Source organism: Enterobacter sp. Ag1 (assembly GCA_000277545.1).
Lineage (GTDB): Bacteria > Pseudomonadota > Gammaproteobacteria > Enterobacterales > Enterobacteriaceae > Cedecea.
On record AKXM01000024.1, the window covers coordinates 17,568 to 37,309 of the forward strand.

The following is a 19,742-nucleotide window of genomic DNA, read 5'->3' on the forward strand; positions in this document are numbered from 1 at the left end:
AGGCGGGGCTTTTTTATTTCTGCCTTAGAATGCGCAACCTCGCCTTCCTCTGATAGTCAAAGCCAGCCTTTCCCGCTACAGTTATTTCTCCATGTCGGAAAGGAGGTGCGCATGCTGTATATCTTTGATTTAGGTAACGTCATCGTTGATATCGACTTTAATCGCGTGCTCGGTGTCTGGAGCGATTACAGCCGGGTGCCGTTAGCCAACCTGCAGAAAAGTTTCGCGATGGGAGAAACCTTCCATCAGCATGAACGTGGGCAGATAACGGACGAAGTCTTTGCTGAACGTTTATGCCACGAAATGGACGTAGCGCTCAGCTACGAGCAGTTTGCCGCGGGCTGGCAGGCGATTTTCATTGGCCTGCGCAAAGACACCATTGGCGTCATGCAGAAGCTGCGCGAGCAGGGGCATCGCGTGGTGGTGCTTTCCAACACCAACCGCCTGCATACGGGTTTCTGGCCTGATGAATACCCGGAAGTGGCGCAGTCGGCCGATAAAATCTACCTCTCCCAGGAAATGGGGATGCGCAAGCCGGACGCGGAAATCTACCTTAAGGTGCTAGAGGAAGAAGGCTTCTCTGCCGATCAGGCCGTATTCTTCGATGATAATGCCGACAATATTCACGGTGCACGAGCGTTGGGCATCACCAGCATTCAGGTGATCGACAAGCAGACTATCCCCGACTGGTTTGCTAAACAGGGATGATTAAAAGCGTGCCCCGTAAAACTGTGCATCGCCTCAGGCCTCTCTGGGCCTGGGGCAAACTGCTGTGGCAGCGTATCGACCAGGACAACATGACGACCCTGGCGGGTAACCTTGCCTATGTGTCATTGCTGTCTCTGGTGCCGCTGGTGGCGGTTGTCTTTGCGCTGTTTGCCGCCTTCCCGATGTTTGCCGATATCAGCGTTCAGCTGCGCCACTTCATTTTTGCCAATTTTATGCCCGCCACTGGCGATGTAATTCAGCGCTACATCGAACAGTTTGTCGCGAACTCCAACAGAATGACGGCGGTGGGGGCCATTGGTCTGATCGTCACCTCGCTGCTGCTGATGTATGCGGTAGATAGCGCGTTGAACACTATCTGGCGCAGTAAGCGCGCGAGGCCAAAGGTGTACTCCTTTGCCATTTACTGGATGATCCTGACGCTCGGGCCGCTGCTGGCCGGGGCCAGCCTAGCGATAAGCTCTTACCTCCTTTCTCTACGCTGGGCCTCAGAACTCAACAGCATGCTTGATGAAGTCCTGCGTATTTTTCCTCTGCTGCTTTCCTGGCTTGCGTTCTGGCTGCTCTACAGCCTGGTGCCGACGACCAGCGTGCGGGCAAAGGACGCCATGATAGGCTCGCTGGTTGCCGCGCTGCTGTTTGAACTGGGTAAGAAGGGGTTTGCCCTCTATATCACCATGTTCCCCTCTTACCAGCTGATTTACGGCGTGCTGGCGGTGATCCCCATATTATTTGTCTGGGTCTACTGGACCTGGTGTATCGTGTTGCTGGGGGCGGAAATCACCGCTTCGTTGGGCGACTACCGTAAATTGCGACAGGCTGCAGAGCAGGAAGAACTGGAAGAACAATGATTGCATTAATTCAGCGCGTTACCCGTGCCAGCGTCACCGTGGAGGGTGAAGTGACGGGTGAAATTGGTCCCGGACTTTTGGTGTTGCTGGGTGTCGAAAAAGAAGATAACGAACAGAAAGCCAATCGCCTGTGCGAGCGTGTATTAGGGTATCGAATTTTCAGCGACGAGCAGGGCAAGATGAACCTGAACGTCCAGCAGGCGGGCGGTAGCCTGCTGGTGGTGTCTCAATTTACGCTGGCGGCGGACACGGAACGCGGGATGCGTCCGAGCTTCTCCGGTGGCGCAGCGCCACAGCAGGCTGAAGCCCTTTATGAATATTTTGTCGAGCGCTGCAAACAACAAGGTATCGACGCCCCAACCGGGCGTTTCGCCGCCGATATGCAGGTTTCGCTAATTAATGACGGGCCGGTGACGTTCTGGCTGCAGGTGTAACCCTCGCCATCCGGCTCGCGCAACGAGAGAACAATGTATGTATCACCTTCGTGTGCCACAAACAGAAGAAGAACTAGATCGTTATTACCAGTTCCGCTGGGAAATGTTGCGCAAACCGCTGCATCAGCCAAAAGGTTCCGAGCGCGATGCCTGGGATGCAATGGCGCATCATCAGATGGTGGTCGATGAAGAGGGCAATACCGTTGCCGTGGGCCGCCTCTATATCAATGCCGATAACGAAGCCGCGATTCGCTTTATGGCGGTGCACCCGTCGGTTCAGGATAAAGGCTTAGGGACGCTGGTGGCGATGGCGCTGGAGTCCGTGGCGCGCCAGGAAGGCGTTAAGCGCGTGACCTGTAGCGCACGTGAAGATGCCGTTCCATTTTTTGCCAAGCTTGGCTTTGTGAATCAAGGAGAAATCACCACCCCGCAAACCACGCCGGTACGCCACTTCCTGATGATTAAGCCGGTCGCTACGCTTGATGACATCTTGCATCGGGGCGACTGGTGCGGGCAGCTTCAACAGGCCTGGTACGAACATATTCCGCTGAGCGAGAAAATGGGCGTGCGTATTCAGCAGTACACTGGGCAAAAATTTATCACCACGATGCCGGAAACGGGCAACCAAAACCCGCACCACACGCTCTTCGCGGGGAGTTTGTTCTCGCTGGCCACGTTAACCGGCTGGGGGCTTATCTGGCTGATGCTGCGTGAGCGGCATCTCGGCGGGACGATTATTCTGGCCGATGCCCATATCCGTTATAGCAAACCGATCACCGGAAAACCGGGGGCTACGGCTGACCTGGGGTCGCTGAGTGGCGATCTGGACAGGCTGGCCCGGGGCCGCAAAGCTCGCGTAGCGCTTGAAGTCGAGCTTTACGGCAATGACACGCCCGGCGCGGTGTTTGAAGGCGTCTATCTGGTGCTGCCAGCTAAGCCGTTCGGCCCTCTGGAAGAGGGCGGAAACGAAGAGGAATAGGTTAGGATATAAGCTACGCGCCGGGCACATCTCCGTTACGCATAGTCTGTTGAATCTGTTGCCCACTGGCGCTGGTGGCCTGCAAGGTGCCATTTACGGTGGGCTTCAGCGCAGTGCCTGCGGCCACCTGCCCGGTCGCCGAAAGCTGCAGATTTCCGTTCCCCTCGAGCGGCAGAGCAGGCCAGCCCCAGGCGTGCAACACATTCACCGGCACGCTCTGGCCCTTCAGGCTAACGCTCACCGCACGCAGAGGCGTCTGGCTTACGTTTGCCCTGGCTTCCAGTAAGCCTTCACCCGCGAACGCACTTAGCTCCGTGATCGCGATCTGGCTCTGGTTCGCCGTCAGCGACAGCGACGGGTGCCGCACGTCAACGCGGTTAAAGGTGGCCGCCGCGGCATTAAACGAGGCATTGCCGGACCAAATACCCCACTGATGATCTCGTGCCAGCTGGATATTCGTGGCAGTGCCATCCAGCCCGGTGAACTGGAATGGCCAGTCTGGGTCGATATCGATAACCAGATTACGGTTTGCCGAAAACTTTTTCACCGTAACGCTGTTCAACCAGTCAGGCAGTTTCTCCATCCACAGGGCCTTCCAGTTGGACGGGAGCGTGTATTCCAGCCCGCCTACGACCACTTCATCCATCACCGCTTGATTACCGTCGCGCAACCATTGCCCGGAAGCTCGAACCAGGCCGCCCTCCCAGCGCGAACTAAATTGCCGGAGCGTGGCACCTGCCGGGGCAAAATCGACGTTCACGATCGGATCCTGCAAATGCAGCGAACCGTTAATGAATTCGCTGGCGTTCATCGACAGCTGGCCGTCATCGCTTTGCCATCCCCCGTTCGCCAGCGACAGATTCCGCAGGCTAAGGGCAAGGTCGCTTACCGCCCACTCTTTCCCTTCCAGTCGTGCATCGGTTATTTCAAGGCGATCGATAGTTAACGAGGGAACAGATGTTACTGGCGCAAGAAAATCGGTGAGTGATTTTGCCGTTTGAAGGCGAATGTCATTGAGGCGCAGGCTGCCCACCTGCCATGAGCCGTCGGCGTTGCGGTGGGCATTACCCGTCAGCGAGCCGCGAGCAACGTCCGCCCCGATAGTGGTCAGCGTGACCTGTTCATTATCCAGCGTCCCTTGCAGCAGGACGTTGCTGGCGTTAATCCCGTTGAGCGTCAGAGAACCTGCGCTGAAAGCGATAGTGGCCTTGTTACCCAGCACTTTTCCGGCCTGCGGCAGCCAGGGGGCCACGCCGCCTTCAACGCGCTGGGCGCTGAGATTCCACTCGCTATCCGGGCTGTTAATCGCCATATCATGCAACTGCAGCTTATCTGCCTCAAGCGGGAGTGGAACCGCATTTGCGCTGAGATTTAACGTCCCTTGCTGGAGCAAAATAGTGTCGACATAGAGAGGCTGAGAAAACTGGCGCGTACTCAGGCCAATATCCACGCTCTTCGCGACCAGAGTAGCGGGCTGGCCGGTGCGGCCAAAAGTAACGTTATGGAACACCAGATGGGTGGGCGAAGACCAGTCATGCGCCATCTCATTGAAAGAGAGGTGGTAGCTCGTTTTTTCATTCACCCAACTGCTAATTTGGCCCGCGCCCCAGCGGGTTTGCAGCAGGATGTAAAAGGCAACCAGCGCCAGTATCACAAGGCCCAACAGGATAAGAACCAGCTTTCCGAGGAATTTCATTGCCTTCCACCCCTTTCAGTTTCGCTAAGGGTGTTATGCCCGATTTACCGCTGTAGCTCAAGGAGGGGATTGTCAAAGGAGATTTCGCGCCGGCAAAAAATCATTGCCGGCGCGTAAGGGCGTTACTCTTTTTCTGGCGGGAAAATCAGATTAAGCACGATGGCCGTGATCCCACCGGCAGCAATGCCCGAAGAGAGTAGGGTTTTCAGCCAGTCAGGCGCGAACTGAAGGATCAATGGCTGCTGGGATACGCCAAGGCCAACGGCGAGCGACAGGGCGATGATCATAATCGCGCGGCGGTTCAGCGGCTCGCGGGAGACGATACGCACCCCGGAAGCGGCAATGGTGCCGAACATCACAATCGTTGCGCCGCCGAGAACAGGTTCAGGAATATGCTGTACAAAGCCGCTTACTGCCGGGAACAGGCCCAGCACGATCAGCATCAGGGCGACAACAAAGCCCACATAGCGGCTGGCAACGCCGGTCAATTGAATAACCCCGTTGTTCTGGCCAAAGCAGGAATTCGGAAAGGTATTGAACACGGCAGAAACGCAGGAATTCAGACCATTAGCCAGTACGCCGCCCTTCAGGCGTTTCATGTACAGCGGGCCGGAAACGGGCTGTTCGGAGACGTCGGAGGTGGCGGTGATGTCGCCGATGGTTTCCAGCGAGGTCACCATAAACACCAGCATCAGCGGGATCAGCAGGCTCCAGTCGATGCCAAGTCCGTAATACAGCGGCGTAGGAACCATGATGAGGTCGGTGTTCGCGGCCTGAGTCGTGGCTGGCAGCATGTCCAGAGCCCAGGCGAGCAGATAGCCCACGGCCATCGCGATGACCAGGGACGCTACGCGCAGGTACGGATTACGCTGGCGGTTCAGCAGGATAATAACCAGCAGAACTGCGCCTGCCAGCAGCAGATTTTTCGGTGCGCCAAACGTGTGATCGGCCATGGCGCCATAGCCACCGCCGATAGAGGTCAGCCCAACCTGAATCAGGGACAGACCGATAATCATGACCACCACGCCGGAAACCAGAGGAGTGATGATACGACGAGCAAGATGCAGCACGCGTGAAATCAGCATTTCCGTGCAGCTGGCAAGCATCAGCGTGCCAAAGAGTGCCGCCATCATCGTTGGCACGTCCGCACCGCCATTTTTCAGCGCCATGCCGCCCATAATCAGCGGAGAGACAAAGTTAAAGCTGGTGCCCTGAATCGACAGCAAACCTGAACCTACTGGCCCCCAGGCTTTGATCTGAATAATCGAAGCCACGCCAGAGGCAAACAAAGACATGCTGATAATGTGCTGTGTGTCCGATGCCGGTAACCCCAACGCCTGGCAAATTAACAATGCCGGTGTAATCACAGCCACAAACATCGCCAGCAGGTGTTGGCAGGCGGCAAAAAGGGTTTGTGGCAGCGGCGGGCGGTCTTCAAGGCGATAAATTAGTTCGCTCGGGCGAGTCTGCGCAACCGGTTGCGCATTATCTGACTCTACGGCATTCACGGACATCAGTGACGATCTCATGGCTGGAAAAGCGCTGATTTTAACGGACTGAACGGCAAAAGCAAACGATTGCTAGCCTGATGGGATAAGAGCGAAATGTCATAAATTGAGCATTAGTTATAACGACGGCGCATTTTTTGGTTAAAATGCGCCGGCTGATTTCATCCATGAAGGAAATAACAGCGAAGGATAATTAAGCGCGAATGATGGATGCGCAATAAAAGGAGTCCTGCAATGTTTCATCTTGATACCCTTTCTACCCTGGTGGCCGCCACGTTAGTGCTGCTTCTGGGGCGTAAAATGGTCCACTCGGTCCCTTTTCTCAAAAAATACACTATTCCTGAACCCGTGGCCGGTGGGCTGCTGGTGGCGATAGCCCTGCTTGTCCTGAAAAAGAGCATGGGCTGGGAAATTGAGTTTGATATGAGCTTCAAAGATCCTTTGATGCTCGCTTTCTTCGCCACAATCGGCCTGAATGCGAATATCGCCAGTTTGCGCAAAGGCGGGAAAGTGGTGGGGATTTTCCTGTTTATCGTCGTTGGGCTACTGGTCATGCAGAACGCCATTGGCATCGGTATGGCCAGCATGTTGGGGCTCGATCCGCTGATGGGGCTGCTGGCAGGTTCGATAACGTTGTCCGGCGGGCACGGTACCGGTGCAGCCTGGGGCAAACTCTTTACCGAACGCTATGGTTTCCAGAATGCGACGGAAGTCGCTATGGCCTGTGCGACTTTTGGCCTGGTGCTGGGCGGTTTAATTGGTGGCCCGGTTGCCCGCTACCTGGTTAAACATTCGTCTACGCCGAATGGTGCGCCTGAAGATAACGAGATCCCCGGCGCGTTTGAAAAGCCAGATGTCGGGCGGGTCATTACCTCTTTGGTGATGATTGAAACCATCGCCCTGATTGCTATCTGCCTGACGGTAGGGCGTGTCGTTGCGGGGTTATTGCAGGGCACACCTTTCGAGCTGCCGACGTTTGTCTGCGTGCTGTTTATTGGCGTGATTCTCAGTAATTTGCTCGCGGCCGTGGGTTTCTATCGTGTCTTCGAACGGGCGGTTTCCGTACTGGGCAACGTCAGCCTTTCGCTGTTCCTGGCGATGGCGTTAATGAGCCTTAAACTTTGGGAACTGGCCTCTCTGGCGTTACCGATGCTGGCTATTCTGGCTGTACAAACGTTGTTTATGGCGCTGTACGCTATCTTTGTTACCTGGCGTTTGATGGGCAAAAACTACGATGCGGCGGTGCTGGCCGCCGGTCACTGTGGTTTTGGCATGGGCGCCACACCGACGGCGATTGCTAATATGCAGGCGATTACCGAGCGATTTGGTCCGTCGCATATGGCATTTTTGGTGGTGCCGATGGTGGGGGCGTTCTTTATCGACATCGTGAATGCGGTGGTGATCAAGCTGTTCCTGATGCTACCGCTGTTTGCTTAAGCGTTGGAGTAACGCTCGGTTTCCGGCATCCAGCGTTCGATCAGCGCCTTAGCCTGTTCAGGATAGCGTTCGTGGATGTGGCGCGCCAGGCGCTGAACCTGCGGGATCATTCCCTGGTCCCGCAGCAGATCGGCCACTTTGAATTCTGCGTTACCCGTCTGGCGAGTTCCTAGCAGCTCGCCAGGCCCGCGGATCTCCAGGTCTTTTTGCGCGATCACAAAACCATCATTACTGTCTCTCAGCACCTGCAGGCGAAGCTGTGCCGTTTTGGATAGCGGGGATTTATACAGCAGCACGCAGTGAGAGGCCACGGCGCCACGGCCAACACGGCCGCGGAGCTGGTGGAGTTGCGCAAGCCCTAAACGCTCAGGGTTTTCGATGATCATCAGGCTGGCGTTGGGCACATCCACGCCGACTTCAATCACCGTGGTGGCGACCAGAAGATGCAGTTCGCCCTGCTTGAAGGCCTGCATTACCGCCTGTTTTTCCTGTGGCTTCATGCGCCCGTGTACCAGACCAACGCTAAGCTCCGGGAGGGCGGTTTTTAGCTCTTCCCAGGTCACTTCCGCAGCCTGGGCTTCCAGCAGTTCAGACTCTTCAATCAGCGTACAAACCCAGTATGCCTGACGTTTTTCGTCGCGGCAGGCGTTGCGTACTCGCTCAATTATCTCGCTGCGGCGGGTGTCCGCTATTGCCACGGTAGTGACTGGCGTTCGTCCCGGCGGCAATTCATCGATGACTGAGGTATCGAGGTCAGCATAGGCAGTCATCGCCAGCGTGCGTGGAATCGGCGTTGCGGTCATGATCAGCTGATGAGGATGGAAGCCCTGAATCTGACCTTTTTCCCACAGCGCCAGGCGTTGATGCACGCCAAAACGGTGCTGCTCATCAATGATAACCAGCGCCAGCCCGGCAAACTGAACCTGCTCCTGGAAAATAGCGTGAGTGCCAACCACCATCGAAACCTGGCCGCTGGCAATGGCTTCCTGTTGCGCAATCCGGGCTTTGCCTTTTTGCTTCCCAGCCAGCCAGCCTACCTCGATACCTAATGGTTCAAACCACTGACGGAAGTTATTGGCGTGTTGCTCAGCCAGCAACTCGGTGGGGGCCATCAGGCCAACCTGCTTACCGTGTGCGATAGCACGAAGGGCTGCCAGGGCGGCAACCAGCGTTTTACCGGAACCTACGTCGCCCTGCACCAGACGCATCATAGGTACGTCCAGCGCCATATCTCGTTCTATTTCTGCGACGACTCGTTCCTGAGCCCCGGTAGGCTTAAAGGGCAGGGCAGCAAGTAACTGGTTTTTTAGTGCGTCGTGATTAACCAGCGGTAGCGCATGGTAGCGCTGTGCCCCGGCTCGTAGCGCCAGCATACTCAGATTATGGGCAAGTAGCTCTTCGAGGATTAATCTCTGCTGAGCCGGGTGTTTACCGGTTTCCAGATTGGCCAGTATCATGTCCGGCGGCGGCCTGTGCAAGGTGCGTAATGCCTCCGGCAGGCTCATCATGCCCTGACTCAGTTCGGCGGGCAGAAGTTCGGTAATTGCGCAGGTATCCAGCAGCTCGAGTGCCTGAACGGTCAACTTACGTAGCGTAGCCTGGCGGATTCCCTCGGTCGTCGGGTAAACCGGCGTGAGCGTTTCCTGCAGATCCGGCGTACTGAGGTCGCCCTGAATGCGGTATTCAGGGTGGAACATCTCGGCACCGTATTTGCCACGTTTGGCTTCACCGTAGGCGAGCACGCGCTTGCCGGCAGAAAGGCTGTTTTTCATCGCGGCGTTGAAATTGAAAAAACGCATCGTGAGAATGCCGGTGCCGTCGCTAATCTGGCAGGTCATCATCCGGCGTCCGCCGAAGGTGATATTGCTGTTCAGCACTTCGCCTTCCACCGTGGCGTACAGGCCCGGCTGAAGGTCGTTAATGGGGTAAAGATGGGTACGGTCTTCGTAGCGAAGCGGCAGGTGCAGCAGCAGATCCTGGATGGTATGCAGGCCTATTTTGGCCAGCTTTCCGCTCTGGCTGGCGCCTACTCCGGCAAGCGTGCTTAGCGGTATGGCATCCAGCAGGCGGCCTTTCATGGCTTATTTCGCCGACTGCATCGTGGCCCACCATGCGGCATCAGCTTCTATCTCACCCTGCTGATTCACATGTGGGTACGGTAAGCCTTTCCGGCGGGAAACGTTCGCCAGCACAGGATAGCCACCTTCAAACAGCAGTCTCTGCTGCTCTGCTTCCGGTAACGTACTGTTTTCACGCTGATACATGCCTGCGTTTTGGCGCTGGCGCTGGGCTTCGTACAAAATCAGCGCCGAGGCGACGGACACGTTCAGGGATTGCACCATACCGATCATAGGAATAATGATGTCCTGATCGGCAAGCGCGAGCGCCTCTTCGGTAATGCCGGTTTTTTCCTGACCCATCAGAATGCAGGTGGGGCGAGTGTAATCTATCTCACGGAAGTCGACGGCTTTATCGGAAAGATGAGTCGCCAGAATTTGCATGCCGCCGCTTTTGAGCTGCCGGACGGCTTCGCCGATAGTTTTGTGTGTTTTGACTTGAACCCAGGAATTACTTCCTGCGGCGGAAGACGCCATGGTGCGCATACGGCTTCCTGGCCAAACGGCGTGCACTTCATGCACGCCTACGGCGTCGGCGGTACGGATGATGGCGGAGACGTTATGGGGCTTGTGCACCTGCTCCATACAAACGGTCAGGTCCGGCTGGCGTCTGGCGAGCATCTCGCAAATACGCGCATAACGTTGAGGATTCATAACTCTAGTTTCTGTTGCGGGTCACTTTAATCACATCCGGCATCACGCGAATCTTGCGCATGATGTTCGCCAGATGGACGCGATCCCGGGCTGTCAGGCGAATGAAGGCGCTGTATACGCGGCCGTCTTTCTCTTCGGTGTTCAGGCTCTGGATGTTAGAGCCCGCAGTGTTAATTGCCGCGGTCAGGTTTGCCAGCGCACCCTGGTGGTTAAACATGTCCACCTTGATCTCGGTGATAAACTCTTGCTCGATCTCTTTATCCCATTCCACGGCCATAAACTTCTCGGGCTCTTTCTGGTAGCCACGAATGTTTCGACAAGACTCATGGTGGATAACCAGCCCTTTACCTGGGCTGACGTGAGCGACGATAGGATCTCCCGGAATTGGGCGGCAGCACTTGGCAAAGGTAATCAGAACGCCGTCTGCACCTTTGATTGGCAAGTTGCTGTGGTTTGCTGAAGGCGCAGTGCCTGACTGAGAAGCAACCGGTGATTCCCCTTGCAGGTTTTTCGCCACGACGACGCTCATTGCGTTCCCGAGGCCAATTTCGGCCAGCAGGTCGTCAAGTGACGCAAGCTTCATGCGGTCCAGTTCACGCTGGAGATTTTCGGCAGGAATTTCAGCCAGTTTACGGCTGCCACCGAGCGCATGGTTGAGCAGGCGACGCCCTAAACTGACGGAATCATCACGCTTCAGATTTTTCAGCATTTGGCGAATTTTGGCGCGAGCTTTGGAACTGACAACAAAATTAAGCCATGCGGCGTTTGGACGCGCCCCGGGTGCGGTGATGATTTCGATAGTCTGCCCGCTGGTCAACGACTGTGAAAGCGGGTAAGGCTGGCGATCGACGCGAGCGCCTACGCAGGCGTGACCGATATCGGTATGTACCGCGTAGGCGAAGTCCACCGGCGTTGCGCCTGCGGGCAGCTCTACAATGCGGCCTTCCGGGGTGAAAACGTAAATCTCATCCGGGAACAGATCGGATTTTACGCTCTCGATGAATTCAAATGAGCTACCGGCGCTTTGCTGCAGCTCCAGCAGGCTTTGCATCCAGCGCTGAGCGCGGATTTGTGCCGTCGTGCTGCTTTCGCCTTGCTCTTTATAAGCCCAGTGCGCAGCAACCCCCATTTCCGCCATCTGATCCATGTCTTCAGTACGGATTTGCACTTCAACCGGGACGCCGTGCGGCCCAATCATTGAGGTGTGCAGGGACTGATAGCCGTTCGCTTTCGGGATGGCGATATAGTCTTTCACCCGCCCTGGACGAGGTTTATAGAGGCTGTGCATCTGCCCGAGGACGCGATAGCAGGTATCCATGTCATGGACAATGACGCGAAACGCGTAGATATCCATGATCGAATGGAAACGCTGTTCTTTGAGCGTCATCTTGCAGTAAATGGAGTAAAGGTGCTTTTCGCGACCGCTAACGCGGCAGGCAATGCCTGCTTCCTGAAGACGCCCGTCGATTTCAGAGAGGATTTTTTGAATCATCTCTTTGCGGTTACCTCGCGCCGCTTTAACCACTTCTTTAATGACGCGGTAGCGGTTCGGATAAAGCGCTTCAAAGCCAAGCTCTTCCAGTTCGGTTTTCAGGTGATGAATACCGAGGCGGTGAGCGAGTGGGCTATAAATTTCGAGGGTTTCACGGGCAATACGGCGGCGTTTATCTGGGCGCAATGACCCAAGCGTGCGCATATTGTGCGTGCGGTCGGCAAGCTTGATCAAAATGACGCGAATATCCTGCACCATCGCCATGATCATTTTGCGGAAGTTTTCGGCCTGAGCCTCTTTCTTATCGCGGAACTTCAGTTTATCTAGCTTAGAAACCCCTTCCACCAGTTCGGCAACGCTTTTGCCAAACAGCTGTTCCATATCCTGGTAGGTGGCCGGGGTGTCTTCAATCACGTCATGCAGAAGCGCTGCCATTAGCGTTTCATGGTCGAGTTTCATCTCGGCCAGGATACAGGCAACGGCGACGGGATGGGTGATATAGGGTTCACCGCTTGAACGTGTTTGTCCCTCGTGAGCATCACGTGCGACAAGGTATGCCTGCCGGAGGCGCTTAATTTGCTCCTCTGGCAGATAGTTTTGAATCAGCTGATTCAGGCTTTCAAACAGATACAAGGGCTACCCGCAGGCTAATTAACGACGACCTTCAGCAATAGCAGTCACGGCCTGCAGTTCTGCGGCTTCCTGCTCTTGCTGTTCCTGGCGCTCACGAACATCGAGAATCTGGTTGGTGATCAACCCTTCTTCGATTTCACGCAGTGCGATAACGGTCGTTTTATCGTTTTCTTCCGGTACCAGCGGATCTTTACCGCCAACCTGCATCTGACGAGCGCGACGCGCGGCCACAAGTACCAGGTCAAAACGGTTACCAATTTTCTCTACAGCGTCCTGAACGGTTACGCGTGCCATAATTAAAATGCTCCACAGGTGAAGAAATGACTGGGCATGATACTGAAACTGGTGTCAGTCTGCCAATAGTTTGCTGATTAAAGCGTCATGTCGCATCTTTTGGCGACCCATTCGTAGACGCTCGGCACGAATGATTATCTTTAAATCAGACAGGGCAGTGTCGAAGTCATCATTAACGATAAGGTAATCATACTCCGCATAGTGACTCATTTCTGCAACGGCTTGCGCCATGCGTTTTGCAATCACCTCTTCGCTATCCTGACCGCGACCACGCAGGCGCCGGTCCAGCTCGTCTTTTGACGGCGGCAGAATAAAGATACTGCGGGATTGCGGCATTTTCTTACGAATTTGCTCTGCACCCTGCCAGTCGATATCTAAAAACACATCTACGCCGGTCGCCAGCACATTTTCGATCGCCTGGCGGGATGTACCGTAGTAGTTACCAAATACTTCCGCGTGCTCAAGAAAAGCGTCTTCAGCGATCATCTGCTGGAATTCGTCTTTGCTGACAAAGAAGTAATGTTCCCCGTGATTTTCACCTGGGCGTTCACCGCGAGTGGTGTGCGAGATGGAAACCTGGGTGTCATACAGCGGTTGTGTCTTTAACAAAGCCTGGATGAGGCTGGATTTACCCGCGCCACTTGGAGCGGAAACAATATAAAGCGTGCCTTGAGCCATGAGTTCTAACTTAATCGGTATGCATAAAGGGAAGAGCGTCTACCGGCATATTATACACACCGCTGCCCCAGTACGTAGGTTTTGTCATTGCCAGGTGCGTTTTTTCTCGTGTTTTACGCGATGTTTTCCACCTTTTTGTCATTCTCGATGCAACGAGATTAGTTTTTAGGGACGTATCTCGTACTCAGGATCTTTCATGCTCGCGATTGATGCTGGACACGGTTATACCTCCCCGGAGAAAGGAAATGGAGGGTGGTATGAAAGGGGTCGCGTTAGCAGTTTTTGTCATTTTACTGGGGGTTTCATCAACGATAATGGCATCGTGTCCAGCATGGTCTGATGTCAGAACACAGAAGGAGATTGAACGCCTTACGCACCAGCTATCCCTCTGGGATGACGCCTATTACCAGCAGGGAAAAAGTTTGGTGAGCGATGCCGTTTACGATGACTTAAAGGAGACATTGTCTGTCTGGAGGCGCTGCATTAAACAGGGGCAAGAGGCAGAATCTGCAAGGATGGGAGCAGCAGGAAACTCGTCTCATCCTGTTGCGCATACAGGGCTGAAAAAGTTACCGGATAAACGTGCAGTCGAGCTATGGGCTGCAGGCCGACAGAACTTATGGGTACAGCCCAAAGTAGATGGGGTGGCTATCACACTGGTCTATCAACAAGGGCGGCTGGTGAAAATGCTAAGCCGTGGCAATGGCATTAAAGGAGAGGACTGGACGCATAAAGCTGCCGGTATTGATGCCATACCCCTTCATCTTGCCGGATCTCTTGCGAACAGTGTGCTGCAAGGCGAGCTTTTCCTGAAACGGGAAGGCCATATTCAAAGCCTGGCTGGAGGTGTGAATGCGAGATCTAAAGTTGCCGGGGAAATGCTTCGTACCGGGGCGGTTAGCGATCCAGACGCGCTGGGCATTTTTATCTGGGCATGGCCAGATGGCCCCAAAAGCCATGCTGAAAAAGGCAGTATATTGCGTGATGCCGGGTTTTCTCTGACGGCTCTATGGTCCCGGCCTGTAACAAATATTGATGAAATTGCCCGCTTACGTGAGGGGTGGTTTCGCCAGTCTCTTCCCTTTGTCACGGATGGCATTGTGATTCGTCAGGAACGTGAACCCGAGTCTAAATTCTGGCAGCCGGGGCAGGGGGAGTGGGCCATCGCGTGGAAATATCCTCCTGCTGAGCAAATCGCCGTGGTCCGTAACGTTGATTTTGCCGTAGGGCGAACGGGTAAGGTGTCCGTCGTGCTTGAATTGGAAGAGGTTCAGCTCGACGATAAACGTGTTCGACGAGTGAATATCGGTTCACTAAAGCGCTGGCAGGAATGGGATGTTGTGGCCGGTGATAAAGTAAAAATAAGTCTGGCGGGACAGGGAATACCTCGGATGGACGAAGTCGTCTGGCGCGTCAGTCAGCGAGACACATCCATACCGGAAATGGTGGCTTTTACACCGGTGACTTGCCTTTATGCTTCATCTGAATGCGCAGAACAATTCATTGCCCGTCTGACGGAGATGAGCCAAAAGCGAGTTCTGGATCTGGCTGGCGTTAGTCAAAGCACCTGGCGCCATTTACACATGACGTCACGCTTTCAGCACGTTTTTTCATGGCTGGATTTGAACAAGACAATTCTGTCTGGTTTACCGGGAATTTCAGTGAAAAAAGCCGAGCTGTTATGGCATCAGTTTTCTCTGTCCCGAAAACAGCCGTTTATCCGCTGGGTATTGGCCTTAGGGATGCCGCTGCCGCGAAGTTCGCATGCCGTTCTTAAAGACAAGCACTGGCAGCAGCTTGGCGACTGGGATCAATCCCGATGGCAAACTTTACCCGGAGTGGGGGCTAAGCGGGCAAGTCAGTTAGTCGATTTTATGAAGCATCCACAGGTGATTGCCCTGGCCGCCTTCCTTGGCCAGCATAACATCCCGGGTTTTGGTCATCAGTGATCGGCGTGTTTGTAATGGAATACAGGTAGACCAAGCCGCAGACGCAGTGCCAGTAGCCGAGAGCTAAAGCCGAACAATAAGGTTGCTATAACCACGACGTCATGGCTGCTGACGTAGTGCTGCAGCGCGATATACAGCACGGCTGAAGCAAAGGCGATACCAGCGTACAGTTCTTTCTGGAACACGAGGGGAATTCGTTTGCAGAACATATCTCTTAGAACACCGCCAAAGACGCCGGTGACAACGGCGGCAATGGTCGCAATGATTGGGCCTTCGCCCATATCCAAAGCAACCTGCGCACCGATAATAGAAAAGACAACGAGACCCAGCGCATCCAGTACCAAAAAGAGTTTGCGTAGGTGCGGCATTACGGGAGCCATGATGGTTGTGAGTACTGCCGCAACGGCAACAATCACTACGTACTCAGGGTGTTTCACCCAGCCGAGGGGATAGTGGCCCAGCAGAATATCGCGAACAGAACCGCCGCCCAGCGCCGTGGCAGTGGCGATAATAATGACGCCAAACGTATCCATGCGACGACGCCCGGCGGCCAGGGCCCCGGTCATGGCTTCCGCCGTAATACCAATCAAATAAAGAATGTGTAGCAGCATATTTGTCCCCTCAGAATACCGGCAGAGGGTAACGTTTTGTGCACTATGTCACGATTGAGATTTTCTAAGCTGAATGAATATGGATTAGTTTTATTTATCCAAAATATAAAATTTGTCCTTTATATTTGGGTGTTGTCAGGTTCTTTTAAAATTAAATGGATTAGTAGAAGTATTTAAGGAGGCGCAATGAAAATATCGGCGATGTTAAAAGCGCTAGCAAATGGCGTCAATCCAGAAACTGGAGAGGTGCTTGGCGCTAAATCAACAGCCAATAAGCCGGAAGCGATAAGAGCGCTGTTTGCCCTGGCTGAGGAGCTGTCGGTGAGCCCGGAAAAACAGAAAAAGCCCAGGCTAACCCCTGAGGAGAGACAGCAGCGTAACCTTGCCGAAGGACGTCCGGCTAAGTCTCACTTTCCCTGGGCCGAAGAAGAGAAACTGATTCTTGCAGAGCGATTTGAGCAAACTGGCGCTATCGAAACCCTGGGGGATGAGTTTGAACGTTCTCCGAGAGCGGTAGCTATTCAGCTTGAAAAGATGAGGCTTATCACTGCGGAGCAGCTATTGGCGTATACCTAGTACGCATCAAAAGAAAAAGCCTGCTGAACGCAGGCTTATGTCACGCTATTCGATATTCTGAATCTGTTCGCGCATCTGCTCGATCAGGACTTTCAGCTCGATAGCTGAATTGGTCACGTCGGCATTGATAGACTTGGAGGCCAGAGTATTCGACTCGCGGTTAAACTCCTGCATCATAAAGTCGAGGCGACGACCAACGGCTTCTTTCTTTTTCAGGATGTTGTAGGTCTCTTTGACGTGGGCTTCCAGACGGTCCAGCTCTTCCGCGACGTCAATGCGCTGTGCCATCAGCACCAGTTCTTGTTCAAGGCGGTTGTTCTCAAGCTGAACTTCGGCCTCTTCCAGCTTGTTAACCAGGCGCTCGCGCTGCCATTTCACTACTTCTGGCATTTGAGCACGGACTTTAACCACTTCGGCGCTGACGCCTTCCAGGCGTTGTTCAATCAGCCCTTTCAGGGCCTGACCTTCGGTTTCACGGGCAACAATAAAGTCGTCCAGGGCGCCATCAAGAGCGGAAAGGATTTCAGCGGTAATCGCATCAAGATCCTGCTCCTGAGCGGCCATCACGCCTGGCCAGCGTAGAATATCAACCGGGTTGATTTCGCCTTCATCGCTTTGCATTTTGACCCAGTTAGCGGCCTCAACCAGCTGCTTAGCCAGCTTTTCATTAAGAATCAGCGATCCTTGTGAACGGGCATCGGGCTCAAAGCGCAGGTTGCACTCAATTTTTCCGCGGGTGAGGCGGTTGCGAATGCGCTCACGAGCAACAGGCTCAAGACTGCGGAACTGTTCCGGCATGCGGATATACGTTTCGAGATAGCGCTGGTTTACCGAGCGTAATTCCCAGGAGGCGGAGCCCCATTCACCTTTTACTTCACGCCGGGCGTAGGCGGTCATACTGCGGATCATAGTACGTACCCGTTTTCAGCTAATGTATGGGGGGATTATAGCCATCAGGGGTCTTGCAGGATAGGAATAAGCGCCTGAAGTCCGTATAATGCGCAGCCACATTCGTTTTAGCCGGAGAAAAGCCCATGCGTCCATCAGGTCGTAGCGCCGAACAAGTGCGCCCAGTTACCCTGACCCGTCATTACACTAAACACGCTGAAGGTTCCGTGCTTGTCGAGTTCGGTGATACCAAAGTGTTGTGCACCGCGACCCTTGAAGAAGGCGTGCCTCGCTTTCTGAAAGGCCAGGGTCAGGGCTGGATCACCGCTGAATACGGCATGCTGCCGCGTGCAACCCATAGCCGTAATGCCCGTGAAGCGGCAAAAGGCAAACAAGGTGGCCGTACTCTCGAGATTCAACGTCTCATCGCCCGTTCATTACGCGCAGCGGTGGATCTAAAAGCATTAGGTGAATTTACTATCACCCTCGACTGCGACGTTCTGCAGGCCGACGGCGGCACTCGCACCGCGTCCATCACCGGTGCCTGTGTAGCGCTGGCCGATGCGTTAAACGGTCTGGTCGCTTCTGGCAAACTGAAAACTAATCCTATGAAAGGGATGGTTGCGGCGGTTTCCGTTGGTATCGTCAACGGTGAAGCTCTCTGCGATCTGGAATATGTCGAAGACTCGGCAGCCGAAACCGACATGAATGTTGTCATGATGGAAGACGGGCGCATGATTGAGGTGCAGGGTACTGCGGAAGGTGAGCCGTTCTCCCACGAAGAGTTACTGGCGCTACTGGCGTTGGCTCGAGGGGGCATTGATTCCATCATCGCGTCGCAGAAGGCGGCGTTAGAAAATTAATTTTTTAAAAGCGACTGAGAAGTCGCTTTTTTTATGTCCGTGTCACAATGCTAAGGAGCAAATCCATGAAACCGTATCAGCGCCAGTTTATTGAGTTTGCGCTTAACAAACAGGTACTCAAGTTTGGCGAATTCACGCTGAAATCCGGGCGCACTAGCCCCTATTTCTTCAACGCCGGGCTGTTTAATACCGGGCGCGATCTGGCGTTATTAGGGCGTTTCTATGCTGCCGCTCTGATGGACTCCGGCATCGATTTTGATCTGCTCTTTGGCCCGGCCTATAAAGGCATTCCTATCGCGACAACGACCGCGGTGGCACTGGCTGAGCACCACGAGCGCGATGTGCCTTACTGCTTTAATCGCAAAGAAGCGAAAGATCATGGCGAAGGCGGTAATTTGGTGGGCAGTGCGCTTCAGGGCCGCGTTATGCTGGTGGACGACGTGATAACTGCTGGGACCGCTATTCGTGAGTCAATGGAGATCATTGCCGCGAACGGTGCGAGCCTTGCCGGGGTGCTTATTTCTCTCGACCGACAGGAGCGTGGCCGTGCAGATATCTCCGCCATTCAGGAAGTTGAGCGCGACTATCAGTGCAAAGTCATTTCGATCATCACGCTCAAAGACCTGATTTCTTACCTGGAAGAGAAGCCAGAAATGGCGGACAAGCTGGCTGCAGTGCGTAAATATCGCGAAGAGTTCGGCGTCTAAGTCGGAAAATAAATAAGGGCCTTCCGGCCCTTATTGACTAGTAAAGCTGAGCAGCAATCAGCGGCCAGCGGGTATCAAAATCATCCGTAGGCAGATAGCGGAAATCACTTCTCACAAATCGTGAAAGCATTCCTTCACAGAAAGCCAGTAGCTGGCTCGCCAGCAAGGATTCATCGGTGCTAAACCCTTCGCCTTCGCGCATTTTCTTTTCACGCATAACCTGGCGCAGCTGAACCTCAATGCGTTCAAAAAGCTGGTTGATGCGATCCTGCAAGCGATCCTGCTCAAACATCAGCGCGTGCCCGGTGAGGATACGCGTCAGACCTGGGTTCCGTTCACCAAAACCCAACACCAAAAGTACGATCAACCGCAGGCGGGCCAGCGTGTCTTTTTCATCTTTTAGAATCAGGTTAATGCGGGTAATCAGGCTATCTTCGATAAACTCAATCAGGCTATCGAACATTTTCATTTTGCTGGGAAAATGCCGATAAAGTGCGGCTTCGGACACGCCAACGGTTGCCGCTAGTTTAGCGGTCGTAATGCGTTGGCTGCCGTCGCTGGATTCGAGCATTTGGGCCAGAGACTGAAGTATTTCCTCGCGACGATTCCTTTTCGCGGTCTGTTTTTCTGCCATGTTCTAAAATACCCC

The 19,742-nt window shown here is 54.3% G+C and carries 19 protein-coding genes; 9 read left to right on the top strand and 10 right to left on the bottom strand.

Annotated features, from left to right (window positions below; translation table 11 throughout):
- Window positions 1-111: 111 nt before the first annotated feature.
- The 4 genes from yihX to fabY are packed head-to-tail and all read left to right on the top strand — an operon-like array spanning window position 112 to window position 2,990.
- Window positions 112-708, top strand: a complete 597-nt coding sequence (yihX, locus tag A936_RS10225) for a glucose-1-phosphatase (protein ID WP_008457397.1) — start codon at window positions 112-114, stop codon at window positions 706-708.
- A complete protein-coding gene (locus A936_RS10230) occupies window positions 705-1,577 on the top strand; it encodes a virulence factor BrkB family protein (RefSeq protein WP_008457398.1) in 873 nt (290 codons plus the stop codon). Before yihX ends, A936_RS10230 begins: the two co-directional genes overlap by 4 nt.
- Window positions 1,574-2,011, top strand: a complete 438-nt coding sequence (gene dtd / locus A936_RS10235; RefSeq protein ID WP_008457399.1) for a D-aminoacyl-tRNA deacylase — start codon at window positions 1,574-1,576, stop codon at window positions 2,009-2,011. The genes A936_RS10230 and dtd overlap by 4 nt, the downstream gene beginning before the upstream one ends.
- Window positions 2,012-2,048: 37 nt before the next feature.
- Window positions 2,049-2,990, top strand: a complete 942-nt coding sequence (gene fabY / locus A936_RS10240; RefSeq protein WP_008457400.1) for a fatty acid biosynthesis protein FabY — start codon at window positions 2,049-2,051, stop codon at window positions 2,988-2,990.
- 13 nt (window positions 2,991-3,003) lie between these two features.
- Here the strand turns inward: fabY and A936_RS10245 are convergent, their stop codons facing one another.
- The gene (locus A936_RS10245) at window positions 3,004-4,686 is read right to left on the bottom strand and encodes an AsmA family protein (protein WP_008457401.1); all 1,683 of its coding nucleotides are present in this window, start codon (window positions 4,684-4,686) and stop codon (window positions 3,004-3,006) included.
- 122 nt (window positions 4,687-4,808) lie between these two features.
- On the bottom strand, window positions 4,809-6,200 hold the full coding sequence (locus A936_RS10250; RefSeq protein WP_008457403.1) for a nucleobase:cation symporter-2 family protein: 1,392 nt from the start codon (window positions 6,198-6,200) through the stop codon (window positions 4,809-4,811).
- A 228-nt stretch (window positions 6,201-6,428) separates the two neighbouring features.
- On the opposite strand from A936_RS10250, the gene gltS reads away from it, so the two are divergent.
- Window positions 6,429-7,631 (top strand): sodium/glutamate symporter, encoded by a 1,203-nt coding sequence (gltS, locus tag A936_RS10255; RefSeq protein ID WP_008457405.1) that lies wholly within the window; start codon window positions 6,429-6,431, stop codon window positions 7,629-7,631.
- On the opposite strand, the gene recG is transcribed toward gltS, so the two are convergent.
- The 5 genes from recG to gmk are packed head-to-tail and all read right to left on the bottom strand — an operon-like array spanning window position 7,628 to window position 13,499.
- Window positions 7,628-9,709: an ATP-dependent DNA helicase RecG gene (gene recG / locus A936_RS10260; protein ID WP_008457407.1), complete on the bottom strand. Its 2,082-nt coding sequence runs from the start codon at window positions 9,707-9,709 to the stop codon at window positions 7,628-7,630. The genes gltS and recG overlap by 4 nt on opposite strands.
- Before the next feature lie 3 nt (window positions 9,710-9,712).
- The gene (trmH, locus tag A936_RS23605) at window positions 9,713-10,402 is read right to left on the bottom strand and encodes a tRNA (guanosine(18)-2'-O)-methyltransferase TrmH (RefSeq protein ID WP_008457409.1); all 690 of its coding nucleotides are present in this window, start codon (window positions 10,400-10,402) and stop codon (window positions 9,713-9,715) included.
- A gap of 4 nt (window positions 10,403-10,406) precedes the next feature.
- A complete protein-coding gene (gene spoT / locus A936_RS10270) occupies window positions 10,407-12,527 on the bottom strand; it encodes a bifunctional GTP diphosphokinase/guanosine-3',5'-bis pyrophosphate 3'-pyrophosphohydrolase (protein WP_008457411.1) in 2,121 nt (706 codons plus the stop codon).
- 18 nt (window positions 12,528-12,545) lie between these two features.
- Window positions 12,546-12,821: a DNA-directed RNA polymerase subunit omega gene (gene rpoZ / locus A936_RS10275; protein WP_008457417.1), complete on the bottom strand. Its 276-nt coding sequence runs from the start codon at window positions 12,819-12,821 to the stop codon at window positions 12,546-12,548.
- Window positions 12,822-12,875: 54 nt separating this feature from the next.
- Complete coding sequence (gmk, locus tag A936_RS10280) at window positions 12,876-13,499, bottom strand: guanylate kinase (protein WP_008457418.1); 624 nt, start codon at window positions 13,497-13,499, stop codon at window positions 12,876-12,878.
- A gap of 245 nt (window positions 13,500-13,744) precedes the next feature.
- On the opposite strand from gmk, the gene ligB reads away from it, so the two are divergent.
- On the top strand, window positions 13,745-15,448 hold the full coding sequence (ligB, locus tag A936_RS10285) for an NAD-dependent DNA ligase LigB (RefSeq protein ID WP_008457420.1): 1,704 nt from the start codon (window positions 13,745-13,747) through the stop codon (window positions 15,446-15,448).
- On the opposite strand, the gene A936_RS10290 is transcribed toward ligB, so the two are convergent.
- Window positions 15,442-16,059, bottom strand: a complete 618-nt coding sequence (locus A936_RS10290; RefSeq protein WP_008457422.1) for a trimeric intracellular cation channel family protein — start codon at window positions 16,057-16,059, stop codon at window positions 15,442-15,444. The genes ligB and A936_RS10290 overlap by 7 nt on opposite strands.
- Before the next feature lie 186 nt (window positions 16,060-16,245).
- On the opposite strand from A936_RS10290, the gene A936_RS10295 reads away from it, so the two are divergent.
- A complete protein-coding gene (locus A936_RS10295; RefSeq protein WP_008457423.1) occupies window positions 16,246-16,635 on the top strand; it encodes a hypothetical protein in 390 nt (129 codons plus the stop codon).
- Window positions 16,636-16,680: 45 nt separating this feature from the next.
- Here the strand turns inward: A936_RS10295 and A936_RS10300 are convergent, their stop codons facing one another.
- On the bottom strand, window positions 16,681-17,544 hold the full coding sequence (locus tag A936_RS10300; protein ID WP_008457425.1) for a YicC/YloC family endoribonuclease: 864 nt from the start codon (window positions 17,542-17,544) through the stop codon (window positions 16,681-16,683).
- Window positions 17,545-17,669: 125 nt separating this feature from the next.
- On the opposite strand from A936_RS10300, the gene rph reads away from it, so the two are divergent.
- Window positions 17,670-18,386 (top strand): ribonuclease PH, encoded by a 717-nt coding sequence (gene rph, locus A936_RS10305; RefSeq protein ID WP_008457427.1) that lies wholly within the window; start codon window positions 17,670-17,672, stop codon window positions 18,384-18,386.
- A 65-nt stretch (window positions 18,387-18,451) separates the two neighbouring features.
- Window positions 18,452-19,093, top strand: coding sequence for an orotate phosphoribosyltransferase (gene pyrE, locus A936_RS10310; protein WP_008457428.1), 642 nt, complete (start codon window positions 18,452-18,454; stop codon window positions 19,091-19,093).
- Window positions 19,094-19,130: 37 nt separating this feature from the next.
- Here pyrE and slmA read toward each other — a convergent pair whose 3' ends face one another.
- Window positions 19,131-19,727 (bottom strand): nucleoid occlusion factor SlmA, encoded by a 597-nt coding sequence (gene slmA / locus A936_RS10315; RefSeq protein ID WP_008457430.1) that lies wholly within the window; start codon window positions 19,725-19,727, stop codon window positions 19,131-19,133.
- Window positions 19,728-19,742 lie beyond the last annotated feature (15 nt).

Bases quoted from the DNA above. Each gene is read 5' to 3' on its own strand.
- rpoZ (WP_008457417.1), bottom strand. From the start codon at position 12,821: ATGGCACGCGTAACCGTTCAGGACGCTGTAGAGAAAATTGGTAACCGT.
- trmH (WP_008457409.1), bottom strand. From the start codon at position 10,402: ATGAATCCTCAACGTTATGCGCGTATTTGCGAGATGCTCGCCAGACGC.
- gltS (WP_008457405.1), top strand. From the start codon at position 6,429: ATGTTTCATCTTGATACCCTTTCTACCCTGGTGGCCGCCACGTTAGTG.
- gmk (WP_008457418.1), bottom strand. From the start codon at position 13,499: ATGGCTCAAGGCACGCTTTATATTGTTTCCGCTCCAAGTGGCGCGGGT.
- A936_RS10300 (WP_008457425.1), bottom strand. From the start codon at position 17,544: ATGATCCGCAGTATGACCGCCTACGCCCGGCGTGAAGTAAAAGGTGAA.
- rph (WP_008457427.1), top strand. From the start codon at position 17,670: ATGCGTCCATCAGGTCGTAGCGCCGAACAAGTGCGCCCAGTTACCCTG.
- A936_RS10295 (WP_008457423.1), top strand. From the start codon at position 16,246: ATGAAAATATCGGCGATGTTAAAAGCGCTAGCAAATGGCGTCAATCCA.
- fabY (WP_008457400.1), top strand. From the start codon at position 2,049: ATGTATCACCTTCGTGTGCCACAAACAGAAGAAGAACTAGATCGTTAT.
- A936_RS10290 (WP_008457422.1), bottom strand. From the start codon at position 16,059: ATGCTGCTACACATTCTTTATTTGATTGGTATTACGGCGGAAGCCATG.
- recG (WP_008457407.1), bottom strand. From the start codon at position 9,709: ATGAAAGGCCGCCTGCTGGATGCCATACCGCTAAGCACGCTTGCCGGA.
- A936_RS10245 (WP_008457401.1), bottom strand. From the start codon at position 4,686: ATGAAATTCCTCGGAAAGCTGGTTCTTATCCTGTTGGGCCTTGTGATA.
- pyrE (WP_008457428.1), top strand. From the start codon at position 18,452: ATGAAACCGTATCAGCGCCAGTTTATTGAGTTTGCGCTTAACAAACAG.
- slmA (WP_008457430.1), bottom strand. From the start codon at position 19,727: ATGGCAGAAAAACAGACCGCGAAAAGGAATCGTCGCGAGGAAATACTT.
- A936_RS10250 (WP_008457403.1), bottom strand. From the start codon at position 6,200: ATGTCCGTGAATGCCGTAGAGTCAGATAATGCGCAACCGGTTGCGCAG.
- ligB (WP_008457420.1), top strand. From the start codon at position 13,745: ATGGAGGGTGGTATGAAAGGGGTCGCGTTAGCAGTTTTTGTCATTTTA.
- yihX (WP_008457397.1), top strand. From the start codon at position 112: ATGCTGTATATCTTTGATTTAGGTAACGTCATCGTTGATATCGACTTT.
- dtd (WP_008457399.1), top strand. From the start codon at position 1,574: ATGATTGCATTAATTCAGCGCGTTACCCGTGCCAGCGTCACCGTGGAG.
- A936_RS10230 (WP_008457398.1), top strand. From the start codon at position 705: ATGATTAAAAGCGTGCCCCGTAAAACTGTGCATCGCCTCAGGCCTCTC.